This window comes from Streptomyces filamentosus (assembly GCF_014654895.1).
GTDB classification, from domain to species: domain Bacteria; phylum Actinomycetota; class Actinomycetes; order Streptomycetales; family Streptomycetaceae; genus Streptomyces; species Streptomyces filamentosus.
The window spans coordinates 618,015-636,474 of record NZ_BNBE01000004.1 but is presented as its reverse complement, the minus strand read 5'-3'; the positions used below and the strand labels follow the sequence as shown (position 1 = coordinate 636,474).

Annotated in this window: 14 protein-coding genes; 1 reads left to right on the top strand and 13 read right to left on the bottom strand. The window is 74.4% G+C overall.

Annotated features, from left to right (window positions below):
• Nucleotides 1–20: 20 nt before the first annotated feature.
• From IE326_RS36635 to IE326_RS36615, 5 genes are all read right to left on the bottom strand, one after another.
• Nucleotides 21–926 carry an AurF N-oxygenase family protein gene (locus IE326_RS36635; RefSeq protein ID WP_190044655.1) on the bottom strand — a complete coding sequence of 302 codons (906 nt, stop codon included), beginning with the start codon at nt 924–926 and terminating at the stop codon, nt 21–23.
• Nucleotides 927–1,123: 197 nt separating this feature from the next.
• On the bottom strand, nt 1,124–2,926 hold the full coding sequence (locus tag IE326_RS36630) for a S8 family serine peptidase (RefSeq protein ID WP_190044654.1): 1,803 nt from the start codon (nt 2,924–2,926) through the stop codon (nt 1,124–1,126).
• A 219-nt stretch (nt 2,927–3,145) separates the two neighbouring features.
• Nucleotides 3,146–6,127, bottom strand: a complete 2,982-nt coding sequence (locus IE326_RS36625; RefSeq protein WP_190044653.1) for a carbohydrate binding domain-containing protein — start codon at nt 6,125–6,127, stop codon at nt 3,146–3,148.
• Nucleotides 6,128–6,301: 174 nt separating this feature from the next.
• On the bottom strand, nt 6,302–7,171 hold the full coding sequence (locus tag IE326_RS36620) for a DUF4344 domain-containing metallopeptidase (protein WP_190044652.1): 870 nt from the start codon (nt 7,169–7,171) through the stop codon (nt 6,302–6,304).
• Between the two features lie 118 nt (nt 7,172–7,289).
• Nucleotides 7,290–7,709, bottom strand: a complete 420-nt coding sequence (locus IE326_RS36615; RefSeq protein WP_190045033.1) for a MarR family winged helix-turn-helix transcriptional regulator — start codon at nt 7,707–7,709, stop codon at nt 7,290–7,292.
• A gap of 233 nt (nt 7,710–7,942) precedes the next feature.
• Here IE326_RS36615 and IE326_RS36610 point away from each other — a divergent pair, with 233 nt between their 5' ends.
• Nucleotides 7,943–9,388: an MFS transporter gene (locus IE326_RS36610; protein ID WP_150234111.1), complete on the top strand. Its 1,446-nt coding sequence runs from the start codon at nt 7,943–7,945 to the stop codon at nt 9,386–9,388.
• Between the two features lie 78 nt (nt 9,389–9,466).
• Here the strand turns inward: IE326_RS36610 and IE326_RS36605 are convergent, their stop codons facing one another.
• The 8 genes from IE326_RS36605 to IE326_RS36570 form a co-directional block, all read right to left on the bottom strand.
• Nucleotides 9,467–10,267 carry a VOC family protein gene (locus IE326_RS36605; protein WP_190044651.1) on the bottom strand — a complete coding sequence of 267 codons (801 nt, stop codon included), beginning with the start codon at nt 10,265–10,267 and terminating at the stop codon, nt 9,467–9,469.
• A gap of 106 nt (nt 10,268–10,373) precedes the next feature.
• Nucleotides 10,374–13,115 carry a fumarate reductase/succinate dehydrogenase flavoprotein subunit gene (locus tag IE326_RS36600; protein WP_190044650.1) on the bottom strand — a complete coding sequence of 914 codons (2,742 nt, stop codon included), beginning with the start codon at nt 13,113–13,115 and terminating at the stop codon, nt 10,374–10,376.
• Nucleotides 13,116–13,176: 61 nt separating this feature from the next.
• Entirely contained in the window at nt 13,177–13,956 is a 780-nt protein-coding gene (locus tag IE326_RS36595; protein WP_190044649.1) for an ABC transporter ATP-binding protein, read from the bottom strand.
• A complete protein-coding gene (locus IE326_RS36590; protein ID WP_190044648.1) occupies nt 13,953–14,930 on the bottom strand; it encodes an ABC transporter permease in 978 nt (325 codons plus the stop codon). The genes IE326_RS36595 and IE326_RS36590 overlap by 4 nt, the downstream gene beginning before the upstream one ends.
• The gene (locus IE326_RS36585) at nt 14,927–16,279 is read right to left on the bottom strand and encodes an ABC transporter substrate-binding protein (protein ID WP_190044647.1); all 1,353 of its coding nucleotides are present in this window, start codon (nt 16,277–16,279) and stop codon (nt 14,927–14,929) included. The genes IE326_RS36590 and IE326_RS36585 overlap by 4 nt, the downstream gene beginning before the upstream one ends.
• Before the next feature lie 16 nt (nt 16,280–16,295).
• Nucleotides 16,296–16,523: a 4Fe-4S dicluster domain-containing protein gene (locus IE326_RS36580; protein WP_030497738.1), complete on the bottom strand. Its 228-nt coding sequence runs from the start codon at nt 16,521–16,523 to the stop codon at nt 16,296–16,298.
• A gap of 64 nt (nt 16,524–16,587) precedes the next feature.
• On the bottom strand, nt 16,588–17,355 hold the full coding sequence (locus IE326_RS36575; RefSeq protein WP_190044646.1) for a GntR family transcriptional regulator: 768 nt from the start codon (nt 17,353–17,355) through the stop codon (nt 16,588–16,590).
• Nucleotides 17,356–17,536: 181 nt separating this feature from the next.
• Nucleotides 17,537–18,445, bottom strand: coding sequence for a MerR family transcriptional regulator (locus IE326_RS36570; RefSeq protein ID WP_190044645.1), 909 nt, complete (start codon nt 18,443–18,445; stop codon nt 17,537–17,539).
• Between the last annotated feature and the right edge of the window lie 15 nt (nt 18,446–18,460).

The window sequence follows — 18,460 nt, the reverse complement described above, 5'->3', positions numbered from 1 at the left end:
CTCGGCTCGGCTCGTCGGGGTCAGAGGAGGTGGGCGCGCTGGTAGAAGAAGACGGCGGGGCGGGTCAGCATGCCGACGTCGCCGAGGAACTCCATGAGGCCGGAGCAGCTGGCCCGCAGCTGGGCCTTGTAGTGCTCGTTGGCGGCGGCCTCGCGGCGGGCGCGCTCGGGGTCGAGGCCGGCCCGGACGTACACCTCGGGGTTCACCAGGCTGGTGATGATGTAGTACGCGGCGATGGCGACGATCAGCGCCTGGAAGTGGCGGCGGGCCCGGCTCGCGCGGGCGAGGTGGCGGCGGGTCTCGTCCCGGGCGAACTTCATGTGCCGGGACTCCTCGACGACGTGGATGTTGTTGATGGTCCGCACGAAGGGCACCACCCGCTCGTCGCGCATCCAGTCGCGCTGCATGACGTCGAGGACCTCCTCGGCGACGAGGATGCCGGCGTAGGCGGCCTCGCCGAAGCCGACGGTCTTCATGACCCGGCCGAGCTCCATGACGGACCGCTTGGGGCGGTAGGCGGGGGCGCCGAGCTTCTGGGAGCCGCGGGCGAACATGATCGAGTGGCGGCACTCGTCGGCGATCTCGGTGAGCGCCCACTGGAAGCGGGGGTCGGTGTGGTCGGTGCGGTAGATGTCCCGCAGGACCAGCTGCTGGAGGATCATCTCGAACCAGATGCCGGTGGAGGCGACGGAGGCGGACTCCTGGCGGGTCAGCTCCTTGCGCTGCTCCTCGGTCATCTCGTTCCAGTAGGCGGTGCCGTAGAGGCTGTTCCACTCGGGGCTCTGGCCGTGGAAGTCCTTGTCGAGCGGCGCGTCCCAGTCGACCTCGACGAGGGGGTCGTAGCTGAGCTTGGCGGCGGACCTCAGGAGCCGCTCGGCGACGTCGTCCTGGTCGTGGTCGTCCGGGCGGACGGTGCTGCTGGCCATGGTTGCGGCTCCTCTGGTCACGCGGTCGGCTCGTGGTCGTCCCCTCGCTTGTTAGACGTCGCGTCTAGCAAGCTTGTTAGACGGAACGTATAGCAAGGGGGTCGCGCGGGCTACCCCCCGGTACGGAATTTCTGCGCCGGACACGCGAAGGGGGGCCGGAGCGCGGTCGCTCCGGCCCCCCTGGGGGATCGCCGGGATCAGAAGGTCAGGTTCCAGGCGTCGATCTTCCCTGTGTCCGCGCTCGCGTTGTCGCCGACGCGGAGCTTCCAGACGCCGTTCGCCACCTCGGAGGAGGCGTTGACGGTGTACGTCTGGACGATGTTGTCGGTGGAACTGCCGGTCCGGTTGTGCAGGTTGTAGACCGAGCCGTCGGGGGCGACGAGGTCGACCTTGAGGTCGCCGATGTAGGTGTGCTTGATGTCCACGCCCACCTTGAGGGTCGCCGGGGCGTTGCCGGTCACCCCGCTGACGGTGATCGCGCTCTCGACGGTGGTGTTGTCGGGGACGGTCACGTCGGTGAGGTTCTCGAAGTACTTCCCGGGCTGCGGCGTGGTCGAGCCGCCGACCGCCTTCAGCGCGTCCACCCGGCCCTCGCCGAAGAAGCTGTTCTTCGCCGTGGTGCCGGTGCAGCGGGCGTCCGAGGGGCAGGCCAGGTCGGTGGCCTGCTCGCCGAGCTTGGCCCGCAGGTCCGCCGGGGTGTACGCCGGGTTGGCGCTGACCAGCAGTGCGGCCACGCCCGCCACGTGCGGGGAGGCCATCGAGGTGCCGCTCAGCGAGGCGTACGTGCCGCCGGGGACGGTGCTGTAGACCGACTCGCCGGGCGCCGAGACCTCGATGACGTCACGGCCGTAGTTGGAGAACGACGCCTTGGACGTGCCGCTGGTGCCGTTGGCGGCGACCGTCACCACGCCCGGCAGCTCGGCCGGGATGTCGAGGCAGTCGTTGGTGATCGTCCGGGACACCGGCGTCGAGTCGTTGGGGCTCGACGTGTCGCTGGTCTTGTTGGCCAGGTCGACGTTGGAGTTGCCGGCCGCCGCGACCTGGAGCGAGCCCTTGCCGTCGGCGTACGCCTGGGCGCGGCCCACGCCCTCCAGGATGGCCGCCTGGTCGAGGTCGTTCGGGCAGTTGAACTGCCACGGGTCCGTGTAGTAGCTGTTGTTGGTGACCTTGAAGCCGTGGTCGCCGGCCCACACGAGGCCGCAGATGGTGTTCTCCGCGAAGAACAGGGTGCTGCCGGGCTCGGCGATGCGCACCGAGGAGATCTTCACGCCCGGGGCCACGCCGATGGCGCCCTTGCCGTTCTTGGCCGCCGCGACCGTGCCGGCCACGTGGGTGCCGTGCCGGTCGACGTCGCGCCAGGCGCCGGCGCGGGTGTCGGGCTTGCCGTAGGCGCAGGAGACCGAGTCGGCGGCGTTGAAGTTCGGCGCCAGGTCCTGGTGCTGGTCGTCGACGCCGGTGTCCAGGATGCCGACCTTGACGGTGGCGGAGCCCTGGTTGACGGCCCACGCCTGGTCGGCCTTGATCTGGGTCATGTCCGAGCGGACGGGCTCCGTCGAGGGGGCCGCGGCCTGCGACGGACTGGACGGCAGGGCCGGGTTGTACGCGTCGGCCGGGACGTCCGAGGTGCGGGTCGCGCCGACCTTCTGCACGCCCGCGACGCCGCGCATGGTGGCGGCGAAGGAGGCGGAGGTGGAGTGGGCGACGACGACGCCGATGGCGTCGAAGGAGGAGAAGACCGAACCGCCGTTGGCGGCCACCGCGTTGCGCACCGCGGTGGTGTCACCGGGGGCGGTGATCACCAGGTAGGCGCGGGTGCCGGCGGCCCAGGCGGCAGGGGCCGCCGGGGCCTGCTGCGCGGCGCGGGCGTTCGCGGTGTAGGCCGAGAGGGGCTCGTTGTCGAGCGGGGCGGCCTGGGCGAGCGAGACCGGACCGGCGAGTGCCAGGCCCGTGCCGAGAAGGGCCGCCGCGAGTCTCGTCCGGCCGGATATGTGGGAAAACAATGCGTCCTCCGATGACCCGGTGGCGCGGGTGGCGCCGGCCGGGCCCTGTGATGTGTGGGGTGGACGCAAGATCCCAGAAGGGCGGCGCGGAAGGAAGTCTTCTGTCCGACAAGCCCGTTCGCGTAACAAAATCTTGACTTGAACATGCCTAAAGGGGGCGGGTTCCCTCCACCCGCCCCCTCGCGGCGGCCCTGTTCCGGGGCGTGCCCGGAGCCGGGGCTACTTCAGGTAGGGGCCCGCGGTGCCGATCCTGCCGGGACCGTTCAGCACGTACACCCGCAGGTTGCCCTTGCCGGGCGCGCCGACCGAGAGGGTGCCGCCCGTGACGGTCTTCACGTCGCCGGTGACGGCGTCGGTGTAGATGCCGTTGGGGATGCCGGTGTACGTGGCGCCGCCCGAGACGGTGACGAGGGCGAAGCTGTCCGTCGAGCCGCTGGTGTAGCGGCGCTTGAAGGCCATGCCGCCCGAGATGCCCTCGGTGGAGTACTGGCCCGTCTGGAGCGCGGGGATCGCCCGCCGGATCTCGTTGAGCCGCTGGACGTGCTTGACCAGGGGCTGCTGGAGGGTGGTCGCGACCTGGCCGCTCGCCCCGGAGACCTTCGAGAAGTCGGAGGCGGTGACGGTGCCGGCGAGGTGGTCGCCGTAGTAGGCGCGGCCGGTGGTCGCCAGCGGGCAGGTGGGCCCGCAGTCGATCTTCGCGCCCTTCTGGAACTCGATCTCGGAGCCGTAGTAGAGCGTCGGGATGCCTCGGAAGGTCCACATCAGGGACATGTTCTCGGCCCAGGCGTCGGTGCCGCCGGTGTACCGCTCGCTGGACTTGTTCGGCCCGTAGTCGTGGCTGTCGACGTAGACGACGTTGTAGGTGGCGTCGTTGTAACTGTCGTCCGAGTCCTTGCCGTTGGAGAAGGCGTTGTACGCGTCACCGAAGTTCATGTGCATGCGCATGTCGATGACGTTCATGCCGGAGAAGCGGCTGTGGTCGGGCTCGTGGTAGGCGTTGCCGTTCAGGAAGGCGTTGGTGGAGGTGGGCTGGTTGCCGGTGCCCTGCTGCTGCTCGTAGTCGTACATCTCCAGGGCGGCCTTGGCGTCGTCGATGTCGTACTCCTTGCGCTCCTTCCAGGTGTAGAACTGCGCGGAGTGGTTGACCGAGCCGCGGTTCCACTTGTCGTTGACGAAGGCCGCGACCTCGCCGAAGACGAAGAAGTTCTTCGCGGCCTCGGCGCCGTGGCGCTGGGCGACCCGGTCGTGGATGGCCGGCAGGAAGCGCCGGTTCCAGGTGGTGCGCGGGACGTGCACGGCGGTGTCGACGCGGAAGCCGTCCACGCCCATGTCGATGTACTTGTTGTAGGCGCCGATCAGATAGTTCTGGACGGTCGCGTTCTCGGTGTTGAAGTCCGCCAGGTCCTCGTGCAGCCAGCAGGAGCGGGAGTCCTCGCCCTCCCAGTTGCCGATCCAGCACTGGTGGTAGAGCGCCTTCGGGAACATCCCCGAAGTCGGGCTCGGCCACTGGCAGTTGTATACCGTGTAGCCCTCGGCGCTCTTGCCCCCGGTGGGCTTGCCCCAGTTGACGCAGGTGTTGCCGGCGGGCTCGGCCGTCGACCACAGGTCGCCGTTGTAGTACGACTTGCCGCTCTTGGTGTCGACGGTCAGGCCGTCGTACTCGAAGCCGGGCTGCTTCTCGTCGTAGTACCAGCTCCACTGGGTGTCCCGGACGCCGTACACGGTCGGCGTGAACAGGCCCTTGGCGCCCCAGCGGGACGAGTGGTTGTAGACGACGTCCTGGTAGATCTTCATGCCCTTGGCGTGGGCCGCGTCGATCAGGTCCTGGTAGGAGGCGCCGGCCGACTCCAGGCGCGGGTCCACCTTGTAGAAGTCGTAGCCGTGGTAGCCGTGGTAGTCGTAGTCCGAGCGGTTGAGGACCACCGGGGTGACCCAGACGGCGGAGAAGCCGAGGCCCTTGATGTAGTCGAGCTTCTGGACCAGGCCCTTGAAGTCGCCCCGGAACATGGGGTCGTCGTTCGCGGCGTTGCCCGACTTCACGTGCTGGCTGCCGCCCCGGTTGTTGGAGGCGTCGCCGTCGTAGAAGCGGGTGGTGAGGACGAAGTAGATCGGGTCCTTGCGCGGGTCGGTGCCGAGCGGCTTGCCGTTCGCCGGGGCGGCCGGCCTGTCGCCGGTGGTGGCGGTGGCGGACGCGGAGGCGGCCGAGACGTTCCCGGCGCCGTCCACGGCCTTCACCGTGTAGGTGTACGCGGTGCGTTCGGCGAGGTTCGTGTCGGAGAAGACCGTCGAGGCGACGTCCGTCACGACCGTACCGGTGGTGCCGCCGGTACGGGTGACCTGGTACTTCGCCACGCCCCGGTCGTCGGTGGCCGCGTCCCAGGCGAGCAGCACGGAGACGCCGTCGGCGCTCGCCGTGACCCGGGCCGGGGCGGTGGGCGCCTGGGTGTCGGGCGGGGTGGCGGCGCAGGGGTCGGCGGCGTTCGCGGTCACCGTCCGGTCCCGGACGGTGGAGGTGCCGGCGCCGATGGCGTAGTCGGAGCCGCCGTTGTTGTCCCAGGTGCCGTTGCCGTTGTTGAAGGCGGCCTTGAGGGAGGTGGCGGTGCCGAGGTCGAGCTCCCGCTTCCACCAGCCGGTGCAGGCGGCCGTCATGCCGAGGCCGGGCACGGCCGTCCACGCGCCGCCGGCCGGCTGGTAGTGGACGTTCACCGTCGACCAGCCGAGCGAGGCCGAGGAGTAGTACACCGTCGCCTTGTTCGAACCGGTGGGCGGGGTGCCGGCGCACGGGTCGGAGTGGGCGACGACGCCGTCCTTCACCGTGATGTTCCCGGTGCCGAGGGCGTAGTTCTTGCCGCCGTTGTTGTCCCAGGTGCCGGTGCCGTTGTTGAAGGTGGCCTGGAGGCCGGTGGCGGAGCCGAGGGTGACGGTCTTCTTCACCCAGTCCGTACAGGCGGCCTCCATCGCGGTGCCGGGGACGGCGGTCCAGGAGCCGCCGTCGGGCGCGTAGTGCAGGTTGTAGGCCGACCAGTTCTTCGTCTTCGTCCAGTAGTAGACCGTCGCCGTGTTGTCGGCGACGGCCGCTGCCGGGACGGCGTCGACGGGGGAGGCGGCGGTGCCGGGAGGGGCCAGCAGGCCGGTGAGACCGGCGGCGACGCCGAGCAGCGCGAGGGCGCGCGCTCTCGGCCGGATGCGGGTGGGGGCCATGGGGGACTCCAGACGGGGGCGCGCGCCGGAACGGGGGCCGGGAGGGGACAGCGGGGACCGGCCCCCGTGGAAGCGCATTCGGAAAATTGCGGAAACTTCTTGCGTCGGCGGGAAGTTACCGCCGTGCGGCGCGCGCGTAAAGGGTTCGCGTCGAAGCGGTTCGAGGGGTGGGACTCAGGGCTGCTTCAGATGGGGCGCGAGGAGGGTGCGCCAGGAGGACTCGATGCGCCGGAACTCGGCCGGGCAGAGCGCGGCGCGGTCGCGGGGCAGCACCCCGTCCGGATTGCCCTCGGCGTCCACCGCGTCGGCGAACCGTCCGGGGTCCGAGCCGTACAGCCAGCAGGCCCAGTTGAAGAAGCGCTGCCCGTCCAGGGAGTGGACGTCGGAGTACGCGGCCACGCCCGGATCGCCGCCCTCGGCCGCCTTCCACAGCGCGCCCCAGGCGTCGATCGTGGAGATCGCGTAGCCGGCGTGGCGCTCGTCGCCGGAGGCGAGGAGCAGGACGGCGAGCTGGTCGACCGCGTCCTCCTCGCGGCCGGTGACGGGCAGGTCGTAGAGGTCGACGAGGGCGTGCCCGAGCTCGTGGAAGAGGATGCCGTTCGAGAGCCCGACGACGTCCTCGTCGACGGCGGCGGCGGGCCGCCGGGCCGGGGTGCCGCCGGTGCCGTCGGTGCCGGCGCGGGCGAAGAGCCGCCGGGCCTCGGGGACGAGCCCGTAGCAGTAGGTGATCCGCCCGGCGGCCTCGTCCCAGTACGGATTCGGCGCCTCGCAGCTCGCGGCGCGCAGCGGTACGTCCCGGGGCAGGGCGATCCTCGCGTCCGCGTAGGCGGCGGCGTCCTCCAGGACCCGGTGCGCGCGCAGGAAGGCGCGGGCCGTGCGGTCCTCGGGGGTCCGGGCCGCCTCGTACGCGACGACGAGCCGTCCGGCCCCGGTGGCGGTCCCGGTGGTGGGGGAGGGGGCCGCCGGGGTCGCCGCGCAGCCGGCGAGCAGCGCCGCGGCCGGGGCGAGCGCCAGGCGACGGCGGAGGCGGGCGGCGGCGGGCATCGGCGGCACCTCGTCTCGTGGGCGTCCTGCCGACGAGCCTGGCCGGGCCGGGTCCCGGGGGCGAGCCCGCGGGGCCGGACGGGTGAGCGGACCGGGCCTTCCGGGGGCGCCGGAGGGGTCAGGGCCGAGGCCAGGGGCGGCCCTCCAGGCGTTCGATGTCCCGGTTGAACCGCTCCAGGAACCCGGCGAAGACGGCCACGTCCTCGGGGGACCAGTGCTCCATGATCCGCTCCAGTCCGTCCACGTTGAAGGAGCGGTCGGCCTCCAGGCGCCGCTCGCCCTCCGCGGTGATGCGGAACTTGCGGGCGATGCCGCCCTCCGGGTCGGGGATGCGCTCCACGACCCCGGCCCGCAGCATCGCGGCCGTCTGCCGGTTGAGGGTGGAGGCGTCGAGCCCGAAGGCGTCGGTGAGCTGCCCGATGGACATCGGCCCGTGCATCCGGATCCGGGTCAGGAGCACGTACGCGCTCCGGTCGAGCCCGCCGGCGCCGACCCGGGTCCGGGGCGCGTGGAGGTGCGAGTGCCGGCTCAGCAGCATCGTCTCGAACTCGACGCGGTCGACGGACGGGCCGACGGGCGGGTCGACGGACCGGCCGACGGACGGGTCGGAGGATGAGTCGGCGGGCTGGTCCACAGGCTGGTCCACGAGCGGCTTGTCCATGGGGCCATTCTCCCCTGCGGCGATCCGATGTGCATCATGCATAACTTGTGCATCATGCAATTTATGTGCATCATGCACAAGCCTCAGCCTCACGAACCAGGGAGAGACCCGTGGACCGCGCCCAGACCGACGCACGCCCCGGAGGTGTCGTCGGTGTCCTCGCCTTCGCCGGCATCGTGGCGGCACTCATGCAGACCCTCGTGGTGCCGCTCATCGGCGACCTGCCGCGGCTCCTCCACGCCAGCGCCTCCGACGCCTCGTGGGTCATCACCGCCACCCTGCTCGCCGCCGCCGTCGCCACCCCCGTCGCCGGCCGCCTCGGCGACACCCTCGGCAAGCGGACCGTGCTGCTCGCCTCCACCGTCCCGCTGATCGCCGGATCCGTCGTCTGCGCCCTCGCCGACTCCGTCGTCCCGATGATCGTCGGCCGCGGCCTCCAGGGCCTCGGCATGGGCGTCGTCCCGGTCGGCATCAGCCTGCTGCGCGACGTCCTGCCGCCCGAGAGGCTCGGCGGCTCCATCGCCCTCATGAGCGCCTCCATGGGCGTCGGCGGCGCCCTCGGCCTGCCGTTCTCCGCCGCCGTCGCCGAGCACGCCAGCTGGCGCGTCCTCTTCTGGGTCGCCGCCGCCCTCAGCGCCGTCGTCACCCTCCTCATCTGGCGCCTCGTCCCCGCCGGCCGCCGCAACCCGAACCCCGGCCGCTTCGACCTGCCCGGTGCCCTCGGCCTCGGCGCCGGCCTCGTCGCCCTCCTCCTCGCCGTCTCCAAGGGCGCCGGCTGGGGCTGGGGCAGCGCCACCACCCTCGGCCTCTTCGCCGCCGCCGCCGTCGTGCTGCTCGCCTGGGGCTTCTGGGAGCTGCGCACCCGCGACCCCCTCGTCGACCTCCGCGTCACCGCCCGGCCGGTCGTCCTGCTCACCAACCTCGCCTCGGTGCTCGTCGGCTTCTCCATGTACGCCCAGTCGCTGGTCGTCCCGCAGCTCCTCCAGCTGCCCGAGGCCACCGGCTACGGCCTGGGCCAGTCGATGATGGCGATGGGCCTCTGGATGGCCCCGGCGGGCCTCGCGATGATGGCGCTCGCCCCGCTCGGCGCCAAGCTGTCCGCCGCCCGCGGCCCCAAGGTCACCCTCTCCGTCGGCGCCCTCGTCATCTCCGCCGGCTACGCCTCCTCGCTCGCCCTCATGGGCTCCACCTGGGGCGTCCTCGTCGTCACCCTCATCTGCAACACCGGCGTCGGCCTCGCCTACGGCGCCATGCCCGCCCTCATCATGGGCTCCGTCCCCGCCGAGGAGACCGCCTCCGCCAACAGCTTCAACACCCTCATGCGGTCCATCGGCACCTCGGTCTCCGCCGCCGTCATCGGCGTCGTCCTCGCCCAGATGACCACCACCCTCGGCGGCCACGTGCTGCCCTCCGAGGACGGCTTCCGTGCCGCCATGCTCATCGGCGCGGGCGTCGCCCTGCTCGCCGCGGCCGTCGCCGCCCTCATCCCGGCCCGGCACACTCCCGAGGGCGCCCCCGCCGAGGCCCCCGCCCCGCAGGCCGCCCGCGCCGCCTGACCCCCGCACGCCGACCGCACGAGCGGTACGGGCACGAGGCCGCCGACCCGGCACCCGTACCCGTACCGCTCGTGCCGTCTAGTCCGCCTCCAGCGTGAACAGCGCCCCCTCCGGATCCCGCACCACCACCCGGTCCTCCTCCGGCTTCCGGGCGCCGCCCCACTCGCCGTCCGGCACCACGGTGCCGCCGTGCTCCGTCACCGCCGCCACCGAGGCCGCCAGGTCCGCCACCCGGAACCGCACCAGCCAGCGCGGCCGCAGCTGCGGCCGGGGCGAGGCCGCCTCCACCGGACCGCCGTCGAGCCGCGCCACCGCCGTCCCCGCGCGGCGCAGCACCACCCGGTCCTCCTCGTACGAGGTCTCGCACCCCTCCGGGCCGCCCTCCGCCCAGCGCAGCACCCCGCCGTAGAACACGGCCGCGTCGAAGGCGTCGCGGGTGTGCAGCTCCACCCACGCCGGGGCACCCCGCTCGCCCACGTGCCAGCGGGACACCAGCCGCCCCTCCCACACCCCGAACGCGGCCCCGTCCCGGTCGGTGGCCAGCGCCGCCCGACCCTGCGGGGGATACGCCACCGGACCCACGCCCACCGTGCCGCCCCGCTCCCGGATCCGCGCCACCGCCGCGTCCGCGTCCTCCACCGCGAAGAACACCGTCCACGCCACCGGCAGCGCCAGCTCGGCCGCCAGCGCGGCGATCCCCGCCACCGGCGTGCCGTCCCGCTCGCCCACCAGGTACGCCGAGCCCGTCCCCAGCTCGCCCGGCCGGAACGTCCAGCCCAGCACCGCGCCGTAGAACCGCTCCGCCGCGCCCAGATCCCGCGCCGCCAGACTCAGCCAGCACGGCGCGCCCAGCGCCCGTGCCGTCGTCGGCCCCGTCACCGGACCACCTCCTCGACCGAGCGTCCGCCGGCCGGACGCCACCTCGCGCGCCTTCCCCGGCCCGCCGCCCGGCACACCCGGCTTCACCCGACCGGCCCCTTCGGCGTCAGGAGGCCGCCGGGGCGAGACCCCGGGCCGCGTACGCCCGCACGTCGGCGTCCGGGTCGGCCGCCGCGGTCGCCAGCGCGGCCCGCGCCTCCGGCGCCGGGGCGTGCCCGAGCAGCGCGAGCACGGCGGCCTTGCGCACGTCGGCGTTCCGGTCCGCGAGTCCCTTCGCCAGCGCCGGCACCGCGTGCCCCGCACCGGCCGCCCGCAGCGCCGCCGCCGCGCCCGCCCGCACCTGCCACGCCGGGTCGTCCAGCGCCGCCACCGCCCGCTTCGCCAGCGGCCCGGGGCAGCCAGCCGTGCCGAGCGCCCCGAAGGCCGCGCCCCGCACCAGCGGGTCGGGGTCGCCGAGCAGGGGGACCAGCGGCCCCGGCTCCGGTGCGGACACCGCCGCGAGCCCCCGGGCCACCGCCACCCGCACCTCGCGCGCCGGATCGGCCGCGGCACCGGCCAGCGCGCCGACCGCGTCCACGGACACCAGCGCCCGCACCGCCTGGAGGCGCACCTCCGTCGCCGCGTCCGCCAGCGCCGCCGCGTACGTCCCGGCGTCGCCCAGCCGGCGGGCCCGCAGCACGTCGAGCGCCACCGCCCGCACCGCCGCGTCGGGCACGTCCAGGGCGGCGCGCAGCCCCGCGCCCAGCTCCCCGTCCCCGTCCAGGACCTCCGCCAGTTCCCGGAGCGCCCCGGCGGCGGCGGACCGCACCGCCGCGTCCGCGTCCCGCAGCCGGGCGGCCAGCGCGGGGCCCGTCCCGGCGGGCACGGTCTCGGCCAGGGCGGTCACCGCCGCCGCCCGCACCTCGGGCTCGGCGTCCGTCAAGTACGGCTCCAGGGCGCCCAGTTCGGGAGACTCCTCGACGAGGGCGAGCAGGCTCAGCAGACGCGGGCCGGGGCCGGCGGGCGCGGCGGGAGCGGCGGCAGGGGCGGGCTCCGGGGCGGGCCGGGCCGTCGGCGGCGCCTCGCGCGGACCCGCCGTCGCGACCGGCACCAGCTCCACCTCGCCCAGCGGCCGCTCCGGGCCGCCCGGCGGCGCGAACTCCGGCACCGGCACCACGTACGGCTCCACGGGCCGCGCCGTGAACTCCATCGCCCCGGCGGCCGACCTGCGCAGGTCCAGGTGGTACAGCCACTTCGCGTCGTCCTGCTCCGGGTGGTCGAGCCGCTCGTGGTACAGCCCCCACCGGGACTCCGTCCGGGCCAGCGAGGCGCGGGCCGCCATCTCGGCGCAGTCCCGGATGAACGACACCTCCGCGCACCGCATCAGCTCGTGCGGGGTCCGCCCGCCCATCCCCGCGATCTCCGCCGACATCCGCTCGAACGCCTCGACCGCCAGGGACAGCTTCGCCCCCGACTTCGGCGGCGCCACGTAGTCGTTCACGAACCGGCGCAGCTTGTACTCGACCTGCGGCTGCGGCGGACCGTCCGGGTGCAGCAGCGGCCGGTAGACCAGCGCGTGCGCCGCCTCCAGCTGCGCCCGGTCGAGCTCGCCCTCGTACGCCCGGTACCGCGCCGCGTCCTCGCCCGCGAGGTCGCCGTAGACGAACGCCCCGATCATGTAGTTGTGCGGGACGCACGCCAGGTCGCCCGCCGCGTAGAGCCGGGGCACGGTGGTGCGGGCGTGCGCGTCCACCCGCACCCCGGAGGCCGAGTGACCGCCGCACAGTCCGATCTCGGAGATGTGCATCTCGACGTCGTGGGTGCGGTAGTCGTGCCCCCGGCCCGCGTGGAAGGTGCCCCGGGTGGGCCGCTCCGTCGAGTGCAGGATCGACTCGACCGCCCCGATCGTCTCCTCCGGGAGGTGGCTCAGCTTCAGGTAGACCGGCGCCCGGTCGGAGGCGAGTTCGGCCGCGAACTCGGCCATCATGCGCCCCGACCAGTAGTCCGACTCGACGAACCGCTCGCCGTGCCGGTTGACCTGGTAGCCACCGAACGGATTGGCCACGTAGGCGCAGGCCGGGCCGTTGTAGTCCTTGATCAGCGGGTTGATCTGGAAGCACTCGATGCCGGTGAGCGCGGCCCCCGCGTGGTAGGCCATCGCGTAGCCGTCGCCCGCGTTCGTGGGGTTCTCGTACGTGCCGTAGAGGTAGCCGGAGGCGGGCAGCCCGAGCCGGCCGCAGGCGCCCGTCGCCAGGATCACCGCGCCCGCCCGGACGATCACGAACTCGCCCGTGCGGGTGTGGAGCCCGGCGACCCCGACCGCCCGGCCGTCCTCCGGGTGGGTCAGCACCCGCACCGGCATCACCCGGTTCTCGATCCGGATCCGCTCCCGCATCTCCCGCCGCCGCAGCTGCCGGTACAGGACCTTCTTCACGTCCTTGCCCTCGGGCATCGGCAGCACGTACGAGCCCGAGCGGTGCACCTGCCGCACCGCGTACTCCCCGTGCTCGTCCTTCTCGAACTTCACCCCGTACGACTCCAGGCGCCGCACCATGTCGTATCCCCGCACGGCGGTCTGACGGACCGTCGACTGGTCGACGAGGCCGTCGTTGGCGCGGGTGATCTCGGCGACGTAGTCGTCCGGGTCCGCCCGGCCGGGGATCACCGCGTTGTTCACCCCGTCCATGCCCATGGCCAGCGCGCCGGAGTGCCGGACGTGCGCCTTCTCCAGGAGCAGGACGTCGGCGCCGCGCCCGGCGGCGGTCAGCGCGGCCATCGTGCCGGCGGTGCCGCCGCCGACGACGAGCACGTCGCAGGAGAGCTCGCGCGCGTCGGCGAGCGCGGGGACGGAGGTCAGGGGGGAGGACACGACGGGCCTTTCTGGCAGGGGGAGTCGGAGGGGGCGCGGAGGGGACGGAGGGCGGGGCGGCTCAGAGGGAGTCGAGGACGAGGCGGCGCAGCGCCCGGGTCTCCGGCGCGCCGTGGGCCGCCCGGTCCCGGGGGCGCGGCACGTCGAGCACCCGGCCCGACGGCAGCAGGGCGATCCGGTCGCCCAGGTGGACGGCCTCGTCCACGTCGTGGGTGACGAAGACGACGGTCGCGCCGCTGCCCCGCAGGATGCCGGTCAGCAGGTCCTGCATCCCGGTCCTGGTGTGCGCGTCCAGGGCGCCGAACGGCTCGTCCATCAGCACCGCGCGCGGCCGGCCCGCGAGCGCCCGGGCCAGCTGCACCCGCTGCCGCTGGCCGCCCGACAGCCGGTGCGGCCACGCCGCGGCGTGACCGGCCAGGCCCACCCGGTCCAGCCACTCCTCGGCGGCCCGCCGGCGCCCGGCCCGGTCCACGCCCCGGATCGCCAGCGGCAGTTCCACGTTGGCCCGCACCGACCGCCACGGCAGCAGCGCATCGTGCTGGAAGACCAGCGCCCGGTCGGCGCCCGGCCCGCGCACCGGCACGCCGTCCCGCAGGACGCGCCCGGAGAGCGGCGGCAGCAGCCCGGCGAGGGTCCGCAGCAGGGTCGTCTTGCCGCAGCCGGACGGGCCGACCACGGCCAGCACCTCGCCGGCCGCGACCCGCAGGTCCAGCGGGCCGACCGGCGCGGCCCCGCCGGGATGCCCGAGCAGGGCCCCCTCCAGGGCCAGTTCGGCCCCCTCGGGCCCGGCCGGCCGCGGCGTGGTGCGCGGAGGAGCGGCTGGGGACTTCGGGACGCTCACGCGACGGACTCCTTCTCGGCTGCGGGGTGTCCCCCGGCGGCGGGTGCGGGCTCCTCGCCCGGGACGGCCTTCGCGTCCGGTGCGGCCTTCGCTTCCGACGCGGTCCCCACGTCCGGTGCGGCCTTCGCTTCCGGCACGGGTACGGGCCGGGGCGCGGGGGCGCCCGGCGGGGCGGCGTCCGGGACCGGGGCCCCGGCGGTGGCGTGCGGCAGCCAGGAGGTCACCCGGCGGCCGGCCGCCTCGACCGCCGTCGAGGTCAGCAGGCCGAGCGCGCCGATGGTGGCCATGCCGACGAAGACGCCCGGATAGTCGACGACCGTGTAGTCCTGCCAGGTGCGGTAGCCGACCCCGTACTCGCCGGAGATCATCTCGGCGGAGATGACGCAGATCCACGCCACGCCGACGCCGACCGAAAGGCCGCCGAACACCCCGGGCAGGGCGCCCGGCAGGACCACCGACCACAGCACCCGGACCCGTCCGCCGCCCATCGTGAGGACCGCCTCCTCCCACACCGGGCTCAGCGCCCGCACCGCGTGCCGGGTCGAGACCAGCACCGGGAAGAAGGCCGCCGCGCAGGTGATGAAGACGATCCCCTGCTCGTTCGTCGGCAGCAGCAGGATCGCCACCGGCACCAGGGCGATGGCCGGGACCGGGCGCACCACCTCCACCAGCGGCCCCAGCAGGTCGGCCGCCCACCGCGAGCGGGCGATCGCGGTCCCCGCGGCCACCCCGAGGACCGCCGCCAGCAGGAAGCCCGTCACGATCCGGCGCAGGCTGTGCCCGAGGTCCTGCCAGTAGGCGGCCGTGCCCACCCGGTCGGCGAGCGCCGAGGCCACCTCGCCGACCGTCGGGAACTGCGCGAACCGCAGCCACAGCTCCACGTCGTACGCGGTCAGCAGCTGCCACGCCCCGAGCGCGGCGGCCAGCGACCCGGCCCGGACCAGCCGGCGCCCCAGGGACGTCCCCGCGCTCACGGGGCCGCCGCCCGCACCGCGTCCGCGTACGCCGCGATCCGGGATCCGGGATGGCCGGCGACCCACCGCTCGGCCGCCGCGCGCGTCACGAAGGCCCGCCACGAGGAGCCGTCCCCGACCCACACCGCCCGGTCCGCGAACCAGGGGGTCCCGGTCACCGCGTCCGGCACGTACGCCGCCCGGACGCTCCCCGGCGCGGCCTTCGCCACCGCCGCCAGCAGCTCCCCGGCCGTGGCGAAGGCCAGGGTCCCGGACCGTCCGCGCAGCCACAGCTCCGCCTTCGCCGCGCCCGCCCGCGGCAGCGCCGGGGCGGTGACCGCGCGCTTCAGCGGCGCCGGGTCGACGAAGGCGGCCACGTCGACGTCCTCCACCAGACCGGCCTCCCGCAGCACCGGCACGTCCTCCTCCAGCGCCGCGAGGAGCTCGGGCCGCAGGGCCGGGTCGAAGGTCGCGATGCCCTGGGCGCCGTTGTAGAGGTACACCACCTCCGCCGGCAGCCCCGTCTCCTTCGCCACCGACTCCGCCGACGCCACCGGCTCGGCCCGCAGCCGGTCGGTGGCCCGCCGCTGCGCCCGCAGGAACGCGTCCAGGGCCCCGGCCCGCTCGCGGGCGAACTCCTCGCGGACGGTGACCCCGTGGAAGGTCGGCAGGTCCAGCTCGGCCCCGTCGTACAGCGCCTCCGCCTTCCCCTGGAAGGCCAGCAGGCCGGGCCAGGCGACGAACTGCGACAGCGCGTCCGCGCTGCCCGCGGCCAGCGCCGAAGCACCGACGCTGGGCTGCTGGTTGAGCTTGCGGACGTCCTTCGCCGGATCGAGCCCGGCCCGGCGCAGCGCCCGGACGAGGGTGCCGTCGGCAGCGGACCCGACGCTCGTCGACACCCGCTTCCCCTTCAGGTCGGCGAGCGTCCGAAGCTGCGAACCGGGGGCCGTGACCACGGTGTTGAGGCCGCCGCGCAGGTTGTAGCCGGTCGCCGACACGAGCCGGGTGGGCTCCTTCAGCTGCTTGCCGCGGGCCGCGTTCAGGAGCAGCGGGAAGTCGCCCATCGAGCCGATGTCGATCTTCCCCGCGGTCATCTGGGCGGTGATCGGCGCCCCCGTCGCGTAGTCCTGCCACACCACCCGGTAGCGGGTGCCGTCCTTCTTCCCCTGGGCCGCCAGCTCCTCCTCGAAGTAGCCGAGGGAGCGCAGCAGGGTGCCGGCGGTGACCGTGTTGATGGTCTTCGACTGGTAGCCGACCGTCACCGTGACGGTGCCGTCGTCCTCCGCGCCCGCCGGGCCGCCGCAGGCCGCGGCCAGCGGGAGCAGCAGGGCCAGCGCCGCCGACGGGACCGCGAGTCTCTTCTTCTTCATCGGGGTTCGGTGCCTTTCACCGCAGCAGGTAGGGCATGTTGACGGTCACCGCGCCGGTGGGGCAGCGGGCGGCGCACGGGCCGCAGTACCAGCACTCGTCCACGTGCATGTACGCCTTGCCGTCCTCCTCGCGGATCGCGAGGGAGTCCAGCGGACACATGTCGACGCAGAGGGTGCAGCCGTCGATGCAGCGGGACTCGTCGATCGTCACGGGCACGTCGGCGCGCTGGGGCACGAGGGGCATGGCGGACTCCGGGGAGAGGGAGGGGGAAGGAGGGAAGGGGGTGTGCGGAGCGTCAGGGGAAGCGTCAGGGGGAGCGGCGCAGCACGCCGCTCATGGTGATCCGGTCGCCGCGGAAGCGGATGAACTCCAGGTCCACCGGCCGGCCGCACGGCAGGTGCGTGAGCCGTTCCAGCATCAGCAGCGCCGCGCCGCGCGGGGCCTGGAGCACGGCCGCCGCGTGCGCGTCGGCGTTCACCGCCTCCAGGGTGATGTCGGCGTGCCCGAGCGGCCCGCCGGTCAGCTCCTCCAGGAGCCGGAACACGTCCGTGTTCTCCAGGTCGCAGCCGAGGAGTTCGCCGCCGACGTCCATCAGCAGGTACGACAGGTCGAGCGAGAGCGGCAGCCCGTCCAGCCGCCGCAGCCGCTCGACGCACAGCACGTCGGCGCCGTCCGGCAGACCGAGCCGGTGGGCCACCGGGCCGGGCGCCCGCACCGGGCCGAGGTTGCGCACCTCGTTGGTGACCCTGCCGTGTTCGCGCAGGGTCTCGGCGAGCCCCTGGAGCCGGTCCAGGCCGTGCGGGTACTTCTCGCCGACGACCACCGTCCCCACTCCCGGCTGCCGCTCCACCAGGCCCTCGCCGCGCAGCAGGTCGAGGGCCTGCCGGACGGTGTTCCGGCTGGCGTGGTGGTCGGCGGCCAGCGCGTCCTCCAGGGGCAGCACGCCCCGGGGGAAGGCGCCGGTCAGGATCTGGTGCCGCAGCAGGTCGGCGAGCTGCCGCGCCCGGTCCGCGCGCAGCCGGCGGCGGCGGGCGGCGGCGACCGGGAGGGCGGCGGGGGTGCGTTCGGCGGGCATGGCAGGGAACGTAGCGGCGGTCCGCCCCGGATGGTGTTGCCACAACATTGCGCCACCCCGGACAGCACACGCACGCCTTTGACCTGTGAAAACGCGGCGGGTCGACGGAGATCCGCCACCCCCCGCCCACCAGTCGGACGGTCGGCCGCCCACGATCCGAACGGTCCGGGCGGGCACGCCCTCAGCCGGCCCCGGATTCCTCCAGCGCCCGGGTGAGGTGGTGGTGCAGGAGCCCGAGGGCGGGCCGGTCCGCCGGGAGGAGCGGGGCGGCCAGCTTCCAGTACCGGGCCATCACCGCCGTCTCCTCCCGCTCCAGGAGCCCCGTGAGCCGGTGCCGGAAGGCGGCCGAGTCCCGCTCGCCGAGCGCCCGCGCGTACGCCTCGGCGAAGCACTCCAGCGCCTCCCGGCCGCCGGGCGGCCGTCCCGCCCGCACCTCCGCGCCCGCCAGGCCGTACGCCTCGGCCAGCCCCTCGTAGAGGACGGCCGCCCGGTACCGCTCGCCCGGCAGCGGCGGGCGCGGCGCCCGGCCGGGGCGGGGGTCCGAGACGAGGGCGCCCAGCCGGGCGAAGCCCCGTACCTCCCCCGGCGACGGATCGGCGGGCGGCTCCGGAACCACCTCGTCCAGCACCCGCGCCACCAGCGGACCCGGCAGCCGGACGGGCAGCGACCGCCGCCAGAACCGGACCACCGCGTCCGTCGCGGGCGGCAGCTCCGCCGCCCCCAGCAGGGGCAGCAGCTCGGCCCGCTCGGCCCCCTCGCACTCCGACAGGAGCCGCAGCGACGCCTCCCGCCACGCCAGGGCCGCCCGCTCCCGCGCGACGTCCCGCAGCTCCCCGGCGACCACGTCCGCCAGCGGCCCGTCGCCCTCCAGCGCCCGCGCCACCTCCGGCACCCCGAGCCCCAGGCCGCGCAGCGACCGGATCTCCCGCAGCCGCGCCAGCGCCCCCGGGCCGTACCGCCGGTGCCCGCCGCCGCTGCGGCCCGCCTCCGGGAGCAGCCCCCGGTCCGAGTAGTACCGCACCGTCTTGACCGTCACCCCGGCCCGCCCGGCCAGCTCCCCGATGCTCCAGGTCCCGTCCGCGTCCGCCACCCCAACCCCCCTTCC

Bases quoted from the DNA above. Each gene is read 5' to 3' on its own strand.
- IE326_RS36585 (WP_190044647.1), bottom strand. From the start codon at position 16,279: ATGAAGAAGAAGAGACTCGCGGTCCCGTCGGCGGCGCTGGCCCTGCTG.
- IE326_RS36620 (WP_190044652.1), bottom strand. From the start codon at position 7,171: ATGCCCGCCGCCGCCCGCCTCCGCCGTCGCCTGGCGCTCGCCCCGGCC.
- IE326_RS36625 (WP_190044653.1), bottom strand. From the start codon at position 6,127: ATGGCCCCCACCCGCATCCGGCCGAGAGCGCGCGCCCTCGCGCTGCTC.
- IE326_RS36580 (WP_030497738.1), bottom strand. From the start codon at position 16,523: ATGCCCCTCGTGCCCCAGCGCGCCGACGTGCCCGTGACGATCGACGAG.
- IE326_RS36615 (WP_190045033.1), bottom strand. From the start codon at position 7,709: ATGCTGCTGAGCCGGCACTCGCACCTCCACGCGCCCCGGACCCGGGTC.
- IE326_RS36575 (WP_190044646.1), bottom strand. From the start codon at position 17,355: ATGCCCGCCGAACGCACCCCCGCCGCCCTCCCGGTCGCCGCCGCCCGC.
- IE326_RS36635 (WP_190044655.1), bottom strand. From the start codon at position 926: ATGGCCAGCAGCACCGTCCGCCCGGACGACCACGACCAGGACGACGTC.